Annotated in this window: 21 protein-coding genes and 1 riboswitch; of the genes, 6 read left to right on the forward strand and 15 right to left on the reverse strand. The window is 56.9% G+C overall.

All coding sequences use genetic code 11. The features are described from left to right. Window positions 1–8 precede the first annotated feature (8 nt). From rpsP to ACTYEO_RS04560, 6 genes are all read left to right on the forward strand, one after another. Window positions 9–452, forward strand: coding sequence for a 30S ribosomal protein S16 (gene rpsP, locus ACTYEO_RS04535; RefSeq protein WP_449322521.1), 444 nt, complete (start codon window positions 9–11; stop codon window positions 450–452). A 91-nt stretch (window positions 453–543) separates the two neighbouring features. Continuing rightward, window positions 544–1053, forward strand: coding sequence for a ribosome maturation factor RimM (rimM, locus tag ACTYEO_RS04540; protein ID WP_449322522.1), 510 nt, complete (start codon window positions 544–546; stop codon window positions 1051–1053). Further along, a complete protein-coding gene (gene trmD / locus ACTYEO_RS04545) occupies window positions 1046–1873 on the forward strand; it encodes a tRNA (guanosine(37)-N1)-methyltransferase TrmD (protein ID WP_449322523.1) in 828 nt (275 codons plus the stop codon). The genes rimM and trmD overlap by 8 nt, the downstream gene beginning before the upstream one ends. Before the next feature lie 250 nt (window positions 1874–2123). After that, window positions 2124–2513, forward strand: a complete 390-nt coding sequence (rplS, locus tag ACTYEO_RS04550; RefSeq protein WP_449322524.1) for a 50S ribosomal protein L19 — start codon at window positions 2124–2126, stop codon at window positions 2511–2513. Window positions 2514–2524: 11 nt separating this feature from the next. Then, window positions 2525–2746 (forward strand): 50S ribosomal protein L31, encoded by a 222-nt coding sequence (gene rpmE, locus ACTYEO_RS04555; RefSeq protein WP_449322525.1) that lies wholly within the window; start codon window positions 2525–2527, stop codon window positions 2744–2746. Between the two features lie 200 nt (window positions 2747–2946). Continuing rightward, a complete protein-coding gene (locus ACTYEO_RS04560; RefSeq protein ID WP_449322526.1) occupies window positions 2947–3756 on the forward strand; it encodes a division plane positioning ATPase MipZ in 810 nt (269 codons plus the stop codon). A gap of 45 nt (window positions 3757–3801) precedes the next feature. Here the strand turns inward: ACTYEO_RS04560 and ACTYEO_RS04565 are convergent, their stop codons facing one another. The 15 genes from ACTYEO_RS04565 to ACTYEO_RS04635 all read right to left on the reverse strand — a co-directional run bounded on the left by ACTYEO_RS04565 (window position 3802) and on the right by ACTYEO_RS04635 (window position 18332). Next, window positions 3802–4815 carry a cytochrome d ubiquinol oxidase subunit II gene (locus ACTYEO_RS04565; RefSeq protein WP_449322527.1) on the reverse strand — a complete coding sequence of 338 codons (1014 nt, stop codon included), beginning with the start codon at window positions 4813–4815 and terminating at the stop codon, window positions 3802–3804. Window positions 4816–4819: 4 nt separating this feature from the next. Further along, a complete protein-coding gene (locus tag ACTYEO_RS04570; RefSeq protein ID WP_449322528.1) occupies window positions 4820–6232 on the reverse strand; it encodes a cytochrome ubiquinol oxidase subunit I in 1413 nt (470 codons plus the stop codon). 15 nt (window positions 6233–6247) lie between these two features. Continuing rightward, on the reverse strand, window positions 6248–6811 hold the full coding sequence (locus ACTYEO_RS04575; RefSeq protein WP_449322529.1) for a GbsR/MarR family transcriptional regulator: 564 nt from the start codon (window positions 6809–6811) through the stop codon (window positions 6248–6250). Between the two features lie 167 nt (window positions 6812–6978). Then, window positions 6979–8658, reverse strand: coding sequence for a 30S ribosomal protein S1 (rpsA, locus tag ACTYEO_RS04580; protein WP_449322530.1), 1680 nt, complete (start codon window positions 8656–8658; stop codon window positions 6979–6981). A 198-nt stretch (window positions 8659–8856) separates the two neighbouring features. Next, complete coding sequence (locus tag ACTYEO_RS04585) at window positions 8857–9480, reverse strand: (d)CMP kinase (protein WP_449322531.1); 624 nt, start codon at window positions 9478–9480, stop codon at window positions 8857–8859. Then, window positions 9477–9887 (reverse strand): GFA family protein, encoded by a 411-nt coding sequence (locus ACTYEO_RS04590; protein ID WP_449322532.1) that lies wholly within the window; start codon window positions 9885–9887, stop codon window positions 9477–9479. The genes ACTYEO_RS04585 and ACTYEO_RS04590 overlap by 4 nt, the downstream gene beginning before the upstream one ends. Next, entirely contained in the window at window positions 9887–11239 is a 1353-nt protein-coding gene (gene aroA / locus ACTYEO_RS04595) for a 3-phosphoshikimate 1-carboxyvinyltransferase (RefSeq protein WP_449322533.1), read from the reverse strand. Before aroA ends, ACTYEO_RS04590 begins: the two co-directional genes overlap by 1 nt. 134 nt (window positions 11240–11373) lie before the next feature. Beyond that, the gene (gene trmB / locus ACTYEO_RS04600; protein ID WP_449322534.1) at window positions 11374–12072 is read right to left on the reverse strand and encodes a tRNA (guanine(46)-N(7))-methyltransferase TrmB; all 699 of its coding nucleotides are present in this window, start codon (window positions 12070–12072) and stop codon (window positions 11374–11376) included. A 64-nt stretch (window positions 12073–12136) separates the two neighbouring features. Continuing rightward, window positions 12137–13318, reverse strand: coding sequence for a methionine adenosyltransferase (metK, locus tag ACTYEO_RS04605; RefSeq protein ID WP_449322535.1), 1182 nt, complete (start codon window positions 13316–13318; stop codon window positions 12137–12139). A gap of 4 nt (window positions 13319–13322) precedes the next feature. Then, window positions 13323–13371, reverse strand: a riboswitch (SAM-SAH riboswitch). A 12-nt stretch (window positions 13372–13383) separates the two neighbouring features. Continuing rightward, window positions 13384–14943 carry an apolipoprotein N-acyltransferase gene (gene lnt / locus ACTYEO_RS04610; protein ID WP_449322536.1) on the reverse strand — a complete coding sequence of 520 codons (1560 nt, stop codon included), beginning with the start codon at window positions 14941–14943 and terminating at the stop codon, window positions 13384–13386. After that, window positions 14940–15839, reverse strand: a complete 900-nt coding sequence (locus tag ACTYEO_RS04615; RefSeq protein ID WP_449322537.1) for a hemolysin family protein — start codon at window positions 15837–15839, stop codon at window positions 14940–14942. The genes lnt and ACTYEO_RS04615 overlap by 4 nt, the downstream gene beginning before the upstream one ends. A gap of 48 nt (window positions 15840–15887) precedes the next feature. Then, on the reverse strand, window positions 15888–16382 hold the full coding sequence (ybeY, locus tag ACTYEO_RS04620; protein WP_449322538.1) for an rRNA maturation RNase YbeY: 495 nt from the start codon (window positions 16380–16382) through the stop codon (window positions 15888–15890). Between the two features lie 8 nt (window positions 16383–16390). After that, window positions 16391–17398, reverse strand: coding sequence for a PhoH family protein (locus ACTYEO_RS04625; protein ID WP_449322539.1), 1008 nt, complete (start codon window positions 17396–17398; stop codon window positions 16391–16393). Window positions 17399–17556: 158 nt separating this feature from the next. Continuing rightward, on the reverse strand, window positions 17557–17892 hold the full coding sequence (locus ACTYEO_RS04630; protein ID WP_449322540.1) for a hypothetical protein: 336 nt from the start codon (window positions 17890–17892) through the stop codon (window positions 17557–17559). A 14-nt stretch (window positions 17893–17906) separates the two neighbouring features. Next, window positions 17907–18332 (reverse strand): OmpA family protein, encoded by a 426-nt coding sequence (locus tag ACTYEO_RS04635; protein ID WP_449322541.1) that lies wholly within the window; start codon window positions 18330–18332, stop codon window positions 17907–17909. Window positions 18333–18528: the final 196 nt, after the last annotated feature.

Genomic DNA, 18528 nt, shown 5'->3' on the forward strand with positions numbered 1-18528 from the left:
CTAAACCCATGGCAATGAAAATTCGTCTCGCACGCGGCGGCTCCAAAAAGCGCCCCTTCTACTCGATCGTGGCTTCCGACAGCCGCATGCCACGTGATGGCCGCTTCATCGAGAAGCTCGGCACATATAACCCGCTCCTGCCCAAGGACAGCGAAGAGCGCGTGAAAATGAACATGGAGCGTGTTCAGTACTGGCTCGGAGAAGGCGCACAGCCAACCGACCGTGTATCGCGCTTCCTCGAAGCCGCAGGCGTTCTCGAGAAGAAAGAGCGTAACAACGCCAAGAAAGCCGTTCCTGGCAAGAAGGCGACCGAGCGCGCTGAAGAAAAAGCTGCGAAAATCGCTGCTGCTGAAGAAGCTGCAAAGGCCCCTGCTGAAGAGCCTGCAGTAGAAGAAGCACCTGCTGAAGAAGCTCCCGCCGAGGAAGCCGCGGCAGAAGAAGTAACCGAGTAATTTCGGGCTGCTATGATATCTCCGTCATCCGGCCCTTGGGGTCGGGTGGCGCCTTCCCCAAAAGGGAAACCCCTTCGCATCTGGTGAGAGCATGACCGAAAAAGTCTGCGTAGGCGCAATTGCAGGATCTTTCGGAGTGCGCGGTGAAGTGCGCCTCAAGAGCTTCTGTGCCGACCCCGGCGCGATCGGGGATTATGGCCCCCTGTCTTCCGAAGATGGCAGCCGCCAATTCACCGTGAAAATCACGCGTTCGGTCAAAACGGGCTTTGCCGCGCGGCTATCGGGCATTTCCAGCAAAGAAGAGGCCGATGCCATGCGCGGTGTCAGGCTGTTCGCGCCCCGCGATATGCTGCCCAATTTGCCCGATGATGAATTTTACTATGCCGATCTGATCGGCCTCTCTGTCATGGATACGGGCGGTGAGGATTGCGGACGCGTGCATGCGGTCCATAACCATGGTGCAACCGATCTGCTGGAGGTTCGCGCCAAAGGCCAAAAAGGCACGGTTCTTGTGCCCTTCACCAAAGAGATCGTGCCAACCGTCGATCTGGCAAGCAGCCGCATCATCATCGATCCGCCTGAGGGGTTGTTCGATGAGTGATGCGCCGAACCGATCCCATGGACGGATGTCGATTTCGGCAAACCTGAAACCGCGCGATCTGATGGCGGAAACACCCCGCCTCAAAGGGGCTTGGTGCGCCAAGGTGCTGACCTTGTTTCCCGAAGCCTTCCCCGGTGTTTTGGGCGCATCACTGACAGGCAAGGCACTGCAACACGGGCTTTGGGCGCTTGAGCCGATTGATCTGCGCATCTTTGGTGCGGGCAAGCATCGCAATGTGGATGATACGCCCGCAGGCGGCGGTGCGGGCCTTGTCATGCGCCCTGATGTGCTTGGCCGTGCCTTGGATATGGCCATGGCAGGAACGCCTGATGATCCAGCCCGCTGGCCGCGCGTTTACCTTTCCCCACGCGGCAAACCCCTGACCCAAGCCGATGCAGCCCGCTTTGCCAAAGCCGAAGGGATGACATTGCTCTGTGGTCGCTTTGAAGGCGTGGACCAACGTGTGATCGACCATTACGCGCTGGAAGAAGTCTCGATTGGTGATTTCGTCCTGACTGGCGGCGAGATTGCAGCCCAAGCCCTGATTGACGCCACCGTGCGCCTGATCCCCGGTGTTTTGGGGAATGCCGCCTCCACCGAGGAGGAGAGCTTTTCCAGCGGTTTGCTGGAACATCCGCAATATACCAAACCTGCCGAATGGCGGGGCTTGGAGATACCAGACGTGTTGCTCTCGGGGCATCACGGCGAGATCGAGAAATGGCGCTGCGCCGAGGGTGAGAAACTGACCCGTGAGCGCAGGCCTGATCTTTGGCAGGATTATCTGCAAAACAATGGCAAAGCCCCGCCTACAAAGGGTTGATCGCACCCCCATTCCCGCTTATACGCCACCCATCCGCAGCCGGAATCGGTTGATCGGATCTGCTATCTGTTTGCCCATGCGAAACTTCGGCGCAAGGCGCGGGCGGGATAACAGGCTAAAAAGAATAGTTTGCCGGACCTCTGGCGGGCGCCCCCGAATGGGACATAGGCGGACCCGGTCGAAGACCAGAGCTCTCGAGAGCACGAACCACTTCGCGGGAAAACCGTGAGCATATCAAAGGAGATGGTCCATGGACCTGATCGCACAAATCGAGGCGGATCAAATCGCCGCCCTCGGGAAAGACATTCCCGATTTCAAAGCTGGCGACACCATTCGCGTTGGCTTCAAAGTGACCGAAGGCAGCCGTAGCCGCGTACAGATGTATGAAGGCGTTTGCATCAGCCGTAAGAACGGCACTGGCATTGCCGGCAGCTTCACAGTCCGCAAGATTTCTTTCGGCGAAGGCGTTGAACGCGTTTTCCCGCTTTATTCGACCAATATCGACTCGATCGAAGTTGTTCGTCGCGGTAAAGTTCGCCGTGCCAAGCTGTACTACTTGCGTGAGCGTCGCGGTAAGTCCGCACGTATCGCCGAGAAGACAAACTATCGCGCACCCGGCGCCAAAGCCGCCAAAGCCTGAGGAGAGACACGATGAAAAAGGATATCCATCCCGATTATCACGTCATCGACGTCAAAATGACCGATGGCACCGTGCTGCAGATGAAATCGACTTGGGGCGCCGAGGGCGACATGCTCGCACTCGATATCGACCCGACCGCACACCCTGCTTGGACAGGTGGCGGCGCACGTCTGCTGGATACTGGCGGCCGTGTATCGAAGTTCAAAAAGAAATACGAAGGCCTCGGCTTCTAAGCCCAAGCTTTTTCGAGATGCAAAACGCCGCTCCTTTGGGGGCGGCGTTTTTCGTTTGCCCCCCCGCAGCAAGCAGATCTGCAACGACTGTCCCGATTGGGCTGTTTCCCGCTTAACACCGAGCGACACCTCCCTTATATTGGGTGAAAATCTGCTGTCCCTACAATATAGGGCAAAGCATAGGGATCAGGGGTCAGGCCGTGGCGCATATTATAGTTTTTGGAAACGAAAAGGGTGGCTCGGGCAAATCGACCACTGCAATGCATGTTGCAACAGCCCTGTCGCGGATGGGGCATACGGTTGGCGGGCTTGATCTCGACCTGCGCCAGCGCAGCTTTCACCGCTATATCGAAAACCGCCAAAATACGATCAAGACCAAGGGCTTGGACATTGCCTGCCCGATCTTGATGGAATTGCCCAATATCGAGCCTGATCAGTTATCCGAGGGCGAGAATATCTATGATCGCCGCCTTTCGGCCGCTGTGGCTGAATTGGAATCGAATTGCGATTTCATCATCATCGATTGCCCCGGCTCGCATACCCGCCTGAGCCAAGTGGCCCATTCCCTTGCGGATACTCTGGTCACGCCGATGAATGACAGCTTTGTGGATTTCGATTTGCTGGCGCGGATCAATCCCGAAACCTATGAGATCGCAGGCCCTAGTGTGTATTCCGAGATGGTCTGGCATTCGCGCAAGCTGCGCGCCAAGGCAGGCCTTCAGGCTTTCGATTGGATCGTGGTGCGCAACCGTTTGGGCGCACAGCAGATGCATAACAAACGCAAGGTCGGCAAAGCGCTCGAGAACCTGTCCAAGCGGATCGGGTTTCGCGTCGCTGCAGGTTTTTCCGAGCGCGTGATCTTCCGAGAATTATTCCCAACGGGCATGACATTGCTTGATCTGCGCGAATTGGGCGTTGATCGGTTGAACATGTCGAATGTGGCCGCCCGTCAGGAATTGCGTGACCTGATCAAAGAGATCAACCTACCCGGTGTTGAGGTGGATTTTTAGAACGCCCCGCCTTTGACCTGAAACATCGGATAGCGGCGGAACGCTTTAATCATAGCGCAGCTCGGTCGCCTTGCCGCGGAAGATTGTATAGGCCAGCACCGAATAGCCCGCGATAATGGGCACCACAAACATCGCCCCGATCAGGATGATAAACAGGCTCTCAGGCGCGGCTGCCGCCTCGTAGATGGTTAGCTGCTCTGGCACGACATAGGGGTAGAAGCTGTATGCCAAGCCGATATAGGCCAGTATGAACAGCCCCGTTGCCATGGCAAAAGGCAGCCATGATTTTGCGTCATTCTCAAAAGGCATACGGCGCAGCATAACCCAGAGCGCGGCAATCAGCGCAAAGGAGACCAAGGGCAGCGGCGCCAGCCAAAACACCTCGGGATAGGTAAACCATTTATCGAAGATACGGGTGCTGACAAAAGGTGTGGCCGCCGAGACGGCACCGATACCGATGATTGCCCCCCACAAGCTGCGCTTGGCCCAATCGATGGATTTGAACTGCAACTGCCCTTCGGTTTTATGCACCAGCCAGACCGACCCGATAAAACTATAGCCGACCACAAGGCATCCTGCGGTCAGAACCGAAAACAGGATATGCAAAGGGGTCGATGTCAGCCCCATGATATACATGCCAAGCATGTAACCCTGCGCCAAAGCCGTCATCAAAGACCCTGTAAAGAAGGCCCTGTTCCACAAACCCTTATGCTTGATGCTGGCCTTGGCGCGAAACTCGAACGCGACCCCACGCAAGATCAGCCCGATCAGCATGACGAATACGGGCAGATAAAGTGCTGTCAGGATCATGCCATGCGCAGTCGGGAAGGCCACCAACAGCAGCCCCACCGCCAAGACCAGCCATGTTTCATTGGCATCCCAAAAGGGGCCAATAGAGCCAATCATGCGGTCTTTCTCCTCGGCGCTGGCAAAGGGGAATAACAGCCCCACCCCAAGATCGAACCCGTCCAGAACCACATAGACGAGGATCGAAAACCCCATCAGAGAGGCAAAGGCCCATGGCAACCAGATGGTCGGCTCGCCGAACATATCAATCATGTTCTTACTCTCCAGGCATGAGGGCAATTGTGCCCGCGTCATTAATGATTTGTCCGTCTTCATGCTGCGGCTTCACATCTCCACGCGCAGCTTTGCGCGCGAGATAGACTAAGACCCCGATATAGGCCGCGAGCAGGGCTGCATAGACCATCAGGTAAATAACCAGCGTGCTCAGCACCATTGGCGCGGGCACATCGGCCACAGCCATTTCGATGGTCATAACACCTTGGACCAACCATGGTTGGCGGCCGATCTCGGTGGTGTACCAGCCAGCAAGCGTGGCCACCCAGCCCGAGAAGGCCATCGGCACAAGCACATAGAGCATGATTTTCGGCAGTCCCTCGACAGACAGGCTTTCCCCGTTTTGACGGCGCAAGCGCATCAGGGCAAAGCCCCCCCAGCTGAGCAAGAGCATCGCCATGCCCGTGCCGACCATCACGCGGAAGGACCAGAAGACGGGGGCCACAGGCGGGTGCAAAACTGTCCCGTCCTCGGCCACAAAATCATTCAAACCCGGCACTTCCCCATCCGCATGATGGGTCAGGATCAACGAGGCGAGGTTTGGAATACCGATCTCAAACTTGTTTTCGCGCGCCTCTTCATCGGGCAGAGCGAATAGGAGCAGGGGAACATGTGTCTGGGTCTCCCAGTTGCCCTCCATCGCGGCGACCTTCTGAGGCTGATATTCCAGCGTGTTCAACCCGTGCATATCGCCAGCATAAATCTGAATCGGGATCAGGACGGCCCCAAGAACAACGCCAAGCTTGAGCGTCGCCTTCACATCTTCCTTGCGGTCCCCCATCAGCCAGCGCAGCGCCGAGAGACCCGCCACCAGAAAGGCAACCGTCAGGCCCGAGGCCAGCAACATATGCACAAAGCGATAGGGCAAGGAGGGGTTGAAGATGATGGCAACCCAATCGGTGGCATGGGCAACGCCATCAATCATCTCGAAACCTGCGGGCGTGTGCATCCAACTGTTCAGGACCAAAATCCAGAAGGCCGACATCGTAGTCCCGAAGGCCACCAAACCTGTCGCGAGGATATGCAGCCAGCCTGGCACACGGGAAAAGCCAAACAGCATGATCCCGATAAACACCGCTTCTAGGAAGAAGGCCGTCAGCACCTCATAGGCCAAAAGCGGGCCTGCAATATTGCCGACTGTCTCCATGAAACCGGGCCAGTTGGTGCCGAATTGGAAAGACATCGTGATGCCAGATACCACACCCATCGCAAAGGTCAGGGCAAAGACCTTCACCCAGAACCGATAGGCAGCCATCCATTTCTCATCACGGCTGCGCGCAAAACGCACCCTGAGATAAAGCAGCACCCAACCAAGGGCGATGGTGATGGTCGGAAACAGGATATGGAATGAGATATTGGCCGCAAATTGGATGCGGGACAGCAGGAGGGTCTCCATGGATCAATCCTTCCTCTATTTGGCGGATTTGGTCTTGGCGCTCAGAAACGGGTTCAAATCCCGCCCCTTGGCCAGAAAATTGCGAAGCTTATTGCCTAAGGTCAGCAATTGGATCAGGCGGTCTGTCTCGAGCTTCTCCATCTCGTCATAAAAGCCCGTCAGCATTTCGATGAGTTCGCGCAGCTCCGATATCCGCGCCTCGGCATAATCATCACCCATCGGGCCATTCATCTCCAACTCACGCAGCTTGGTCAGCGTGGGGTCAATCTCGCGCTTTTTGCGCTCCTCCACGAGGATACGAACGATTTCCCACAGATCATCAGGGGTGGTGAAGTGGTCCTTCCGCTCGCCTTGGATATGGCGCAGCCGCACGAGGTTCCATGCCTGCAACTCTTTCAAACCCATACTGGTATTGGAGCGGGAGATGCCCAAGCCAGAGGTGATCTGATCAGCATTCAGAGGGTCAGCCGAGATAAACAGCAGCGCATAAATCTGGCCAACCGTGCGGTTGATCCCCCAACGGCTACCCATTTCGCCAAAATGGAGAACGAATTCCTGCTGAAGCGGAGTTAAGGTCATGTTTGTCACTATTTCCAAATTTTCAGTAATTTCTGAAATTACATATAACCTAGAAGTAGAAAGGGGAAGCCCCCTGCGGCAGCATGTCCAAAACTTGGGCGAGCGATATGCTCAAAAGAAAAGGCCCCGCTTCCGCAGGGCCTTTCCAAAACTTATTTGAAGAACGATTACTCGTCTTTCTTGAGGGCTGCGCCCAAGATATCACCGAGCGACGCGCCGGAGTCAGAGGAGCCATACTGCTCAACTGCTTCCTTCTCTTCCGCGATCTCACGTGCCTTGATCGACAGACCCAGCTTACGGGTCTTGCTGTCAACATTGGTCACACGAACGTCGATCTTGTTGCCCACGCCAAAGCGCTCAGGGCGCTGCTCGGCACGGTCACGGCTAAGGTCCGAGCGACGGATGAAGGATTTCATGCCTTCATACTCAACCTCGATACCGCCATCTTCGATCGCAGTGACTTCAACAGTGATGATCGAACCGCGCTTGACGCCGTCAACGGCACCAGGGAACGGATCGCCGTCAATAGCTTTGATCGAGAGCGAGATACGCTCTTTCTCGACATCCACTTCGGTGACGACCGCTTTGACCATATCGCCCTTGCGGAACTCGCCGATCACGTCTTCGCCACGGCCTTCCCATGTCAGATCCGACAGGTGAACCATGCCGTCGATGTCGTTGTCGAGGCCAACAAACAGACCGAATTCGGTGATGTTCTTGATCTCGCCTTCGACAGGCGTGTTAACGGGATGCGTTTCCGCGAAGACTTCCCATGGGTTGCGCATGGTCTGCTTGAGGCCAAGCGAAACGCGGCGCTTCGTGGTGTCGATCTCGAGGACCATGACTTCGACTTCTTGCGAGGTCGACACGATCTTGCCGGGATGAACGTTCTTCTTGGTCCAAGACATCTCGGAGACGTGGACCAGACCTTCAACACCAGGCTCCAGCTCCACGAATGCACCGTAATCGGTGATGTTCGTCACACGACCAGTGTGGTTCGATTCAAGCGGATACTTGGTTTCCACGGAATCCCAAGGATCGGCCTGCAACTGCTTCATGCCAAGGCTGATACGGTGGGTATCTTTGTTGACCTTGATGACCTGCACTTTGACGGTTTCGCCAATGGTCAGGACTTCTTTCGGGTCATTCACACGGCGCCATGCCATGTCAGTGACGTGCAGAAGGCCGTCGACACCACCAAGGTCCACGAAGGCACCATATTCGGTGATGTTCTTGACGACACCATCCACCACATCGCCTTCGGCCAGCTTGCCGATAACTTCGGCACGCTGCTCGGCGCGGGACTCTTCAAGGATCGCACGACGCGAGACAACGATATTGCCACGACGACGGTCCATCTTGAGGATCTGGAACGGCTGCTTGAGACCCATCAATGGGCCTGCGTCACGCACGGGGCGCACGTCAACTTGGCTGCCGGGCAAGAAGGCCACAGCGCCACCAAGATCGACGGTGAAACCACCTTTTACGCGACCGAAGATTGCACCATCCACACGCTCTTCAGCGGCATAGGCTTTCTCCAGACGGTCCCACGCGGCTTCGCGGCGGGCCATCTCGCGGCTAAGCACGGCTTCACCACGCGCGTTTTCGACATTGCGAAGATACACTTCGACTTCGTCGCCAACTGCGATTTCAGGTGCTTCACCAGGATTAGCGAATTCTTTAAGGTCGATCCGGCCTTCCATTTTGTAGCCGACATCGATGATGGCTTGGCCCGCTTCAATCGCGATGACCTTGCCTTTGACAACAGAGCCCTCATCGGGCGTGTCGATTTCGAAGCTTTCATTCAGGAGGGCTTCGAATTCCTCCATGGTTGCTTTAGCGCACATATAAGTTTCAGTTCCTTTACAAACGTTTATTCGGGCCAAGCGGTTGTCTCCGCTGGTCTTTGTGAAGTCTTGCGACGCAAAACAAAGAGGGCCGGAGGTTTCCGACCCTGCTCGATACTGCGTCCACGGGTGTTTCCCCGCCTTAGACAGGGCGCATTTAGCCCAGTTTCCTCAACAGAGCAAGGGGATTCGCGGGGGCTAGCCTTGTCCGGCTGCGTGCCTCTCGGCCACCACCGCCACGGCTTGGGCCACGGCCTGCTCGATGCTCAAGGTCGAGGTGTCGATCAAGATAGCATCCTCAGCGGGCTTCAGCGGCGCTTCGCTACGCTCCATATCACGCGCGTCGCGTTCTCGGACATCGGCAAGCACCGTCTCGAAGACGGCATCATGACCATTGCCCAACAATTCATTATAGCGCCGCTCGGCCCGCACTTCAGCACTGGCCGTCACAAAAAGTTTCACAGGCGCATCCACACAGATCACCGTGCCGATATCCCGCCCGTCCAGAACAGCACCACCCGCGCGCATGGCAAAGGCGCGTTGAAAATCGACCAAAGCCGCGCGCACTTCGGAAATGACGGCAACCTTGGAGGCCGCCTGCGCCACATCAGGGCCTCGCAAACTCTCAGGCTCGGCCAGATCATCGGCACTTAGCGTCGTGGCGGCCTCAATGGCGGGCAGCCCTGCGAGAACTTTCTTGCCCACGGCCCGATAGAGCAGCCCCGTATCAAGATGTTCAAAGCCGAAATGCAAAGCGACCGCACGGCTGATCGTGCCTTTGCCTGCAGCGGCGGGGCCATCAATGGCAACGGTAAAACTCATGGCAAAACCTGCGTGGTCAATTGCGGGTCATCCTGATCCGCGGTCGGAACATCCTCAAGGATGTCATAATAGCTGCCTTTATCGGCGCAGAAAATATGGCCTGCAATCTTGAGCGTGGTCTCGCTATCCAGTGTCCCCGCCATGATCGAAAGGTTCTCCCCCTGCCCATCCCAGAACAGGCTCGACCCACAAACCCTGCAAAACCCGCGCTGCGCCGTCTCGGAGGAGCGGTACCACGCCACATCCCCCTCAACGGCGATCTCTTCCCGCTTGCACGAGGTTGCTGCCACGAAATGCCCGCTGGTCTTGCGACATTGCACGCAATGGCAGGCAATCACCGGCCGCAAAGCCCCTGTGACGCTATAGCGAATAGCGCCACATAGGCAGGAGCCGGTCGCCCCGCCCATCAGGCAGCGCCTCTCTCAACCTTCGCACCAAGCTGCGACATGAGAGGCTCGAAAATAGGGAAGCTGGTTACAATAGGGCCGCCATCATCAATGCGGACGGGCTCCTTGCTGGACATGCCAAGGCATAGGAAAGACATGGCAATGCGGTGGTCCAGATGGGTCGCGCACACCGCCCCGCCCTGAACGCCGCCCGCGCCCCTGCCCTGTACGATCCACCAGTCAGGGCCATCCTCGACCTCAACGCCATTGGCGCGCAGCCCCACGGCCATCGCCTCGATCCGGTCGCTCTCCTTGACGCGCAGCTCCTTCACACCGCGCATGACGGTCTGACCTTCAGCATTTGCAGCCACAACCGACAGGATCGGATATTCATCAATCATCGAGGCCGCGCGCTCAGGCGGGACTTCGATCCCCTTCATCGCGGGCGAATATTTGGCCCGCAAATCTGCAACGGGTTCTCCCCCTTCACTGCGCAGGTTCTCATAGGTCAGATCAGCGCCCATCTCGATCAAGGTCTCAAACAAACCCGCTCGGGTCGGGTTAAGGCCGATATTTGGCACCAAAACATCCGAGCCTTCCACAATCAGAGCCGCACAAACAGGAAAGGCCGCCGAGGAAGGATCGCGCGGAACTGCAATGGTTTGCGCCTGCAATTCAGGCTGCCCCTTCAAGGTAATCACGCGCCCCTCAGGCGTCACCTCAGTGCTGATCTCGGCACCAAAACCTTCCAACATCCGCTCGGTATGATCGCGGGTGGCTTCTTTCTCAATCACCACCGTTTCACCGGGCGCATTCAAACCCGCCAGCAAGAGCGCCGATTTCACCTGAGCCGATGGCACAGGCACCTCATAGCGCACAGGCACAGGCTCCGCCGCCCCCATAATCGTCATGGGCAAACGCCCACCCGAACGCCCAAAAGAGCGCGCGCCAAACAAGGCCAATGGGTCGGTCACCCGCGCCATGGGGCGCTTGTTCAAACTGGCATCCCCCGTAAAGGTCACGGTAATCGGCGATGTCGCCATCACCCCCATAATCAACCGCACACCTGTACCGGAATTGCCGCAATCAATCACATTATCAGGCTCGGCAAAGCCGCCCACACCCACGCCTTGCACAGCCCAACTCCCATCCTCATGCCGTGTGACCTGCGCGCCAAAAGCCTGCATCGCCTTGGCCGTATCAAGCACATCCTGACCTTCCAACAGTCCTGTGATCTTGGTCTCACCCACAGCCATAGCGCCAAGAATCAAACTGCGATGCGAGATTGACTTGTCACCCGGAACCTCGGCCTCCCCAGCCAATGGGCCAGATTTATGCGAGATCATCGGGACAGGATCACCATGGGACGACATGCGATATTCCTCAATTTAAACGTCATCAGCCTGATAGACCGCGGCGGCAATCCCGTCCACACCCCTGACTTCATCTTTCCAAAATACGAGCGGGGGAAATGGCCCAAGGCCATTGGGGGCGGCATGCCCCCGCCTCAACGCTTGCGGAATGTCAGATAATGTGGCGAGCGGCCTTCGCGCAAAGCCTTTTGCTCGTAGCGGGTCGAAATCCAGTCATCCCAAGGCACGCGCCAATCTGATGGGCCTTCCGCCAACCACTCAAAGCCCTGTTTTGGCACTTCTTCCAGCGTCTGGCGGACATAATCGGCAATATCCGTGGCCACGCGAAAAATCGCACCGGGCTTGAGCACGCGGTTCAAAGGCTCCAAATGCTCAGCCGTGACAAAACGGCGGCGGTGATGGCGCGCTTTGGGCCATGGGTCGGGATAGAGCAAGAAGGCTTTCGAGATCGAGGCATCAGGCAAGACATCAAACATGTCCCGCACATCTCCGGGATAGACCCGCAGGTTTTCGACACCCGCCGTTCTGATCTTGCCAAGCAGCATTGCCACGCCGTTGATATAAGGCTCACATCCGATGATCCCGATATCGGGGTTTTGCTCGGCCTGATGAACCATATGCTCACCCCCGCCAAAACCAACCTCCAGCCAGACATCCTTGCCACCAAATATCTCATCCGTGCGCAGCGGTTGGCGCTCGGGGTTCACATCCCAATCCACAAGGCCCGGCGAGAGAGCTGCGAGGTCTTCTTCGAGATAGACCTCTTGGCTGTCTCGCAGATGTTTGCCCTTGCGGCGTCCGTAGAAATTTCGATGTGGTCGTTTCATGCTCATCACAAATGTTAAGGCCCCAACAAATATGTCGGGGCCTTTAGAGTCTATCTAGATCACAGCGCGCTTAAACAGCCGCTTTCAGGGCATCAACCAGATCGGTCTTTTCCCATGAGAAGCCACCATCAGCCTCGGGCTCACGCCCGAAATGGCCATAGGCTGCAGTGCGTGCATAGATCGGCTTGTTCATGCCCAGATGCAGACGGATACCGCGTGGCGTCAGATCCATCGCTTGCGCAACAGCACGCTCGATCGCAGCCTCATCAACTTGGCCCGTGCCATGCGTATCGGCATAGATGGACAAAGGCTTGGACACACCAATCGCATAAGACAGCTGGATCGTGCAGCGGCTGGCCATACCAGCAGCAACTACGTTCTTAGCCAGATAACGCGCGGCATAAGCCGCCGAGCGGTCAACCTTGGTCGGGTCTTTACCCGAGAAGGCACCACCACCATGCGGGGCCGCGCCACCATAGGTATCAACGATGATCTTACGACCCGTGAGGCCTGCATCCCCATCGGGGCCGCCGATTACAAATTTACCGGTCGGATTCACATGCCATTCGGTCTCGGCAGTCAGCCAGCCCTCGGGCAGGACTTCGGTGATGTAAGGCTCAACCACAGCGCGCACATCGGCAGATGTCATGGCAGGATCAAGATGCTGTGTCGACAAAACCAGCGAGGTCACACCAACAGGCTTGCCATTTTCATAGCGCACCGAAAGCTGTGATTTCGCATCAGGCCCGAGGGTCGGCTCGGCACCTGATTTCCGAACTTCTGCCAAACGGCGCAGGATCGCATGCGAATACTGGATCGGCGCAGGCATCAGGGCATCAGTCTCGTCAGTAGCGAAACCGAACATGATCCCTTGGTCACCAGCCCCTTCATCCTTGTCGCTTGCCGCATCCACGCCCTGCGCGATATGGGCAGATTGCTCATGCAAGAGGTTGGTTACTTCACAGGTGTTCCAATGGAACTTATCCTGCTCATAACCGATATCTTTGATACAAGCGCGTGTGATATCTTCGATCCGGCCCATATAGTCTTTCAGGGTTTCAGGATTGGACAGGCCAACCTCACCGCCGATAACAACGCGGTTCGTGGTGGCGAATGTTTCGCAAGCAACGCGCGCTTCGGGCTCTTCCGCGAGGAAAGCGTCCAGAACGGCGTCGGAAATACGGTCACAGACTTTATCGGGGTGTCCTTCCGAGACGGACTCGGAAGTGAAAACGTAGTCTTTACGGGCCATGAATTGCTCCATTTATGTTATGCACCCACGCCAGGAAGCCGTTGTGGGGCCTTGATTGGACCGCCTTACGCAGAACTGCCCAAAGGATCAATGGGGGTTTTGCGCCGAGCAATTGCGTATAGGCCAAGTGTTGCAAAAACAATGATCAATATCGGCCAATCCGATAGCCGCGCATACAGCGTAGGCGGCAAAGCGGGCGGCACAGAGACATCCAGAAACCTTGCCTGCCCCAAGGGTATCGACGCTCTGATCTGCCCGCGTGCATCAATCACGCCTGAAATGCCTGTATTGGCCGCGCGCAGCACTGGGATGCCTTGCTCGGCCGCGCGCAACCGCGTGATAGCAAGATGTTGATAAGGCCCCGAAAAAGTACCGAACCACGCATCATTGGTGATGTGCAGCATCCAGTCCGGCCGCTCGGTCTGGCGGATATATCCCGGAAAAATCGCTTCATAGCAGATCATCGGGAAAATCTCGCCAAGCCCGTCGCCCATATCAATGAGGCGCGGCCCGCTACCTGATGAATAGCCACCGCCCATCATTTCCGCGAGGCCACGCAATCCAAAACGCTGCGCAAGTGGTCGAAGCGGCATGTATTCCCCGAAGGGCACAAGATGGTGCTTGTCGTAAATATCGACGATTGCACCCATCTCATCCAGAACCGCCAAGGTGTTGAAGCCGCCGCTCTCCCCCAAACGCTGGCCACCAAGGATAACGGGCGCAGGGCCAGCGGCCTCCGAGATGTCACTGCGGGCTTGCTCGGACTGGTTGAGAATTGCGGCAAGCGCCGTCTCGGGCCAGACCACAAGATCAATGGCCGACCCGTCTTCTGCGCCGCGCGTCAACTCCACTGCGCGTTCATAAAAGACGGGGATCATATCTGCGCGCCATTTCAAATGCTGGGGCGCATTGGGCTGAACCAGCCGCACGCGGGAAGGTTGCTCAACCGCCCCGTCCTCTGCGGGCGCGGCGTAGGGAACCAGCCCGATCGCCGTGAAACCCGCCACCAAAACCGCCGCCCAAATCCGTGCAGCACGTCGCTGTCCCAACCATGCCACAACAGCCGCCGCCCCAAGCAGATAGGCGTTCAATCCGTGTGGCCCCAAGACGGCCGCCAGCCGCAAACTGCCTGTATCAATCAACACATGACCGGGATGGGCCCAAGGAAACCCCGTCAAAACAGTGGCGCGGGCATATTCCCCAAGCACCATGAGGCACGCAAAAGCGGCCAAGCGGATAGGCAGAGCAGCGTTTGAGAAAAAGCGCGCAGCCCCCCAAGCGGGAGCCGCCCAGAACAGAGCCAAGCCAAAGGCCATAAAGATCAGCGCAAAAGGCGCCATCCAGCCATGGCGGGCGGCGTCGACAAAGAAGGGCTCAACAATCCAATGCAGGCTTATCGCGAAATAGGCAGCCCCACCGACCCAAGCGCACAATACCGTTTGGCGCGTGGGTGCGGATTGAACAACCAAAGCCATAAGGGCCGCAAAGGCCGGCAGGCTGATATACCACAGATCAAAAGGGGCCTGCCCCAACCCCGCCAAAGCGCCTGCAAGGGCGCAAAGCAAAACCATGAAAGCCGTGGATCGCATTCCAAAACCCGCCACGCGATCCACCCTCGGGCTCAAGCGGTCAGCCCTTTGGGGATACGCACACGCAAGCGCTTGATACGGCGCGGATCTGCGTCGATGACCTCGAATTCGGCGCCTGAACTGTGGCGCACAACTTCACCACGGGTCGGCACGCGGCCCGTCAGTTTGAAGACCAACCCGCCGAGTGTGTCGATTTCCTCGTCCTCACCCTCTTCCAGAAGGCGCAATCCGATTTCAGCTTCGAACTCGTCCAAAGGCGCGCGTGCCAAAGCAAGGTAGGAGCCTTCTTTCTCAAGGGACCACGGACGGTCTTCTTCCACGTCATGTTCATCCTCGATCTCACCGATTACTTGTTCGATAAGATCTTCGATAGTGACGAGACCATCAACACCGCCATATTCATCAATGACCAATGCCATATGCGTGCGATCATTCTGCATTTTTTGCAGTAGCACACCGATTGGCATGGAGGGCGGCGCATAGAGCAAAGGGCGCATATTCTTGCACACGTCAAATTCATCTGGCTTGCCATTGAAGCCATGCTTGAGCGCGATATCCTTCAGGTGGACCAGCCCAATCGGGTTGTCCAATTCACCATCATAGACAGGAAGACGCGTATTCCCGCTTTCGCGGAAGACGGCAACGAGATCATCAAGCGATGTATCGCTGCCAATGGCAGTAATCTCGACGCGGGGAATCGATACATCTTCAACCCGCAACCTGCGCAGATTGGACATGCCGAACGAGGTCGGACCACTTGGCCTGCCCTCAGTCAGGGCGGCACCATTGGCTACGCTTACAGCAGTGTTGATCGTTGAATGGGGTGACGTGCCGAATAAGCGGGCCAGAAAGCCGGGCCTTTCAACAAGTGTCTCATCTTGGTCAGGCGCGCTCTGCGCCGCGATAGACGAGGGATCAGGATTTGAGCTCATGGCTCCTTTCCGATGAAAACAACCGGGCCTAAAGAACACCCGTTGCATTCAATATGGGTCAGGCACACCCAGTTTTGCAAGGATGCGTGTCTCCAAACCTTCCATCAATTGGGCGTCTTCGTCATTTATGTGATCAAAACCCAACAGATGGAGGGTGGAATGCACCAAAAGATGGGTGACATGCTGCGCCACCGGCTTGGATTGCTCGGCCGCTTCGCGCGCGCATGTCTCATAGGCGATGGCGATATCACCCAATTCATGCGGGGGGCCTGCGGTGTCAGGCTCAGGCAAGGCAGGGCGCTGACCCAAGGGCAGATCAATCTCCTCGGACGGCCATGACAGAACATTTGTGGGAACAGGTTTTGCGCGAAATTCAGTATTCAGTTCAGAAATTCGCGCATCATTGCAGGCCAGAATGCTGATACAAAAACCGCTCGGATCAAGCCCGAATTCTTCCAAAGCGGCGGGGCATGCGATCTCGGCCAAAGCCTCGATATCAACGCCTTCCCATCCGGCGGCCTCGATCAGAAGATCAACCTCCATCGCGCGGCTTAACGCTCGACCGTGTCGGAATCATAGGCCTGAATGATTTTCGCAACCATCGCATGGCGCACAACATCCTTGGCCGTGAAGTAATTGAAGCTGATGCCCGAGATACCATCGAGAATGCGTTCCGCATCTGATAGGCCCGATGTCACACCACGGGGCAAATCCACCTGACTTCGGTCGCCCGTGATCACCATCTTACTGCCTTGTCCCAGACGGGTCAGGAACATCTTCATTTGCATCGATGTCGCATTCTGCGCCTCATCCAGAACCACATAGGCATTTGCCAAGGTTCGGCCCCGCATAAAGGCCAGAGGCGCGATTTCGATGGTTTTCTCCTCGATCAGCTTTTGAAGCTGTTTGCCCGGAAGAAAATCATTCAGCGCATCGTAAAGCGGCTGCATATAAGGATCGACCTTGTCCTTCATATCGCCGGGCAGAAAGCCCAAACGCTCCCCCGCTTCAACGGCGGGACGCGACAGGATGATGCGATCCACATGCCCGTTGATCAGGCTGTTCACAGCCACAGCAACTGCCAGATAGGTCTTGCCCGTACCAGCAGGCCCGATCCCGAATGACAGCTCATGCGAGAAAAGATTGCGCACATAGTCTTGCTGCGCCTCGGTACGCGGTTCCACGGTTTTCTTGCGGGTCCCGATCTCGATATCCGAGCCTTTGAACATCTCGATCTGGTCGCCAGAGCGTGCACCCGTACCTTCGGCCGAGCTGCCCATTCGAATCACGGCATCAATATCGCCCGCTTCAATGGTCTTGCCACGTTCAAGCCGCGCATAGAGTTGGGAAAGCACCTTTTCGGCCTGCTCTTTCGCATCGCCGAAAACCGCAAGTTCATTGCCCCGCCGCATGATCTGGACAGAGAGTAACAGTTCGATTTGTGATAGGTTTCGGTCAAACTCGCCGCAGAGATCGATCAATAAGCGATTATCGGGAAAGGCGAGCGTAAGCTCGGCGGATGCATCGGGTGCCGTTGGCGGCAGGGTGGACAATGCCAAACAAGGTCTCCCAGAAAAATGTGGCCTAAACCGAGTGTGGCAAGCTCGGCAGCAGGACGCAACACCTAGATTGTCACAACTCTCGAAACATCAAAAAAGGGCGGTCCAAATCCTCGGACCGCCCAAATTCTAAACTCGGTTAAGCTGCTTCCAGCTTATCAGTTGGGTCTGAAATCCCGAATACCGCCGCCGCGGCCAATATCACCGACCACAGAATTGGTTGGCGCGATTGGCGTACAAACTGGCAGACCCGATACGGGGTCGCGCCGACGCGACCAATAGCCTTCAAAGCCGTCGTCAATCATCCAGATATGGCAACCATCGGGGTCAACATAGATGCCAGCTTGCAAGGTGGACAAGCTGCCCGCATCAAAACCTCTATCCTCACCGATTGCCAAGGCGCCGCCGTTACCAAGGCCGAGGCCCTCAACACCACAGGCCGACAAGAAAAAAGCGCAGCCGAGAAGGGTTGAGGCTTTTGCAATATGTCTCATGCTCATCAATCCTCTCATCGGTAGCACACGATTTCAACGCGGCGGTTTTGCTGCATATTTCCGGCGCTGTTATTCGGAGCCACGGGACGACGTTCGCCATATCCTATCTGGCGGGCAACCCGCGCCCCGACCGAGCGTGCTACACCCGCGACAGATTCGGCGCGGCGCTGCGAAAGGCGAATATTATATTCATCTGAGGCGCGGCTATCGGTGTGACCGTAAATGGCATAGGCAAACGCCCCTGCGCCACGGAAGAAGTTCTCAAGCTGCTGGCGACCTGCATGGGTCAACCTTGCGCTATCGGTTGCGAATAGAACATCAGCATTGGCTGTCGCGCAGGTGTTGACCGCCATGCAAACAGGCATCCCCGTCTGCGGGTTTACGCGGCCTTCCATATAGCCTTTCAACACCACCATCCGCGGCCCAGTGCATGCAACCATCGGGATCAATCCAGATGGTCGGGTTTACAGTGCCTGTCACGGTCACAGTCGTTTGCGCCTGAGCATGCTCGGTCGACAGCAAGGTCAAGCACGCAGCAACAGAGGCCAGAGCCACCGCGCCACGTCCAACTTTGCGGAGCTTCAAAAATTTCACGGCATCCCCCGTCCAGTAGCGATCAATGCGTTTCAGAGATCA

The sequence above is a fragment of the Rhodophyticola sp. SM2404 genome (assembly GCF_053570515.1).

What these genes read in the sequence shown, in the direction of transcription:
- rpsP (WP_449322521.1), top strand. Translation starts at nt 9, where the DNA reads ATGGCAATGAAAATTCGTCTCGCACGCGGCGGCTCCAAAAAGCGCCCC.
- rimM (WP_449322522.1), top strand. Translation starts at nt 544, where the DNA reads ATGACCGAAAAAGTCTGCGTAGGCGCAATTGCAGGATCTTTCGGAGTG.
- trmD (WP_449322523.1), top strand. Translation starts at nt 1,046, where the DNA reads ATGAGTGATGCGCCGAACCGATCCCATGGACGGATGTCGATTTCGGCA.
- rplS (WP_449322524.1), top strand. Translation starts at nt 2,124, where the DNA reads ATGGACCTGATCGCACAAATCGAGGCGGATCAAATCGCCGCCCTCGGG.
- rpmE (WP_449322525.1), top strand. Translation starts at nt 2,525, where the DNA reads ATGAAAAAGGATATCCATCCCGATTATCACGTCATCGACGTCAAAATG.
- ACTYEO_RS04565 (WP_449322527.1), bottom strand. Translation starts at nt 4,815, where the DNA reads ATGATTGATATGTTCGGCGAGCCGACCATCTGGTTGCCATGGGCCTTT.
- ACTYEO_RS04570 (WP_449322528.1), bottom strand. Translation starts at nt 6,232, where the DNA reads ATGGAGACCCTCCTGCTGTCCCGCATCCAATTTGCGGCCAATATCTCA.
- ACTYEO_RS04575 (WP_449322529.1), bottom strand. Translation starts at nt 6,811, where the DNA reads ATGACCTTAACTCCGCTTCAGCAGGAATTCGTTCTCCATTTTGGCGAA.
- rpsA (WP_449322530.1), bottom strand. Translation starts at nt 8,658, where the DNA reads ATGTGCGCTAAAGCAACCATGGAGGAATTCGAAGCCCTCCTGAATGAA.
- ACTYEO_RS04585 (WP_449322531.1), bottom strand. Translation starts at nt 9,480, where the DNA reads ATGAGTTTTACCGTTGCCATTGATGGCCCCGCCGCTGCAGGCAAAGGC.
- ACTYEO_RS04590 (WP_449322532.1), bottom strand. Translation starts at nt 9,887, where the DNA reads ATGGGCGGGGCGACCGGCTCCTGCCTATGTGGCGCTATTCGCTATAGC.
- aroA (WP_449322533.1), bottom strand. Translation starts at nt 11,239, where the DNA reads ATGTCGTCCCATGGTGATCCTGTCCCGATGATCTCGCATAAATCTGGC.
- trmB (WP_449322534.1), bottom strand. Translation starts at nt 12,072, where the DNA reads ATGAGCATGAAACGACCACATCGAAATTTCTACGGACGCCGCAAGGGC.
- metK (WP_449322535.1), bottom strand. Translation starts at nt 13,318, where the DNA reads ATGGCCCGTAAAGACTACGTTTTCACTTCCGAGTCCGTCTCGGAAGGA.
- ACTYEO_RS04615 (WP_449322537.1), bottom strand. Translation starts at nt 15,839, where the DNA reads ATGAGCTCAAATCCTGATCCCTCGTCTATCGCGGCGCAGAGCGCGCCT.
- ybeY (WP_449322538.1), bottom strand. Translation starts at nt 16,382, where the DNA reads ATGGAGGTTGATCTTCTGATCGAGGCCGCCGGATGGGAAGGCGTTGAT.
- ACTYEO_RS04630 (WP_449322540.1), bottom strand. Translation starts at nt 17,892, where the DNA reads ATGAGACATATTGCAAAAGCCTCAACCCTTCTCGGCTGCGCTTTTTTC.
- ACTYEO_RS04635 (WP_449322541.1), bottom strand. Translation starts at nt 18,332, where the DNA reads ATGGTTGCATGCACTGGGCCGCGGATGGTGGTGTTGAAAGGCTATATG.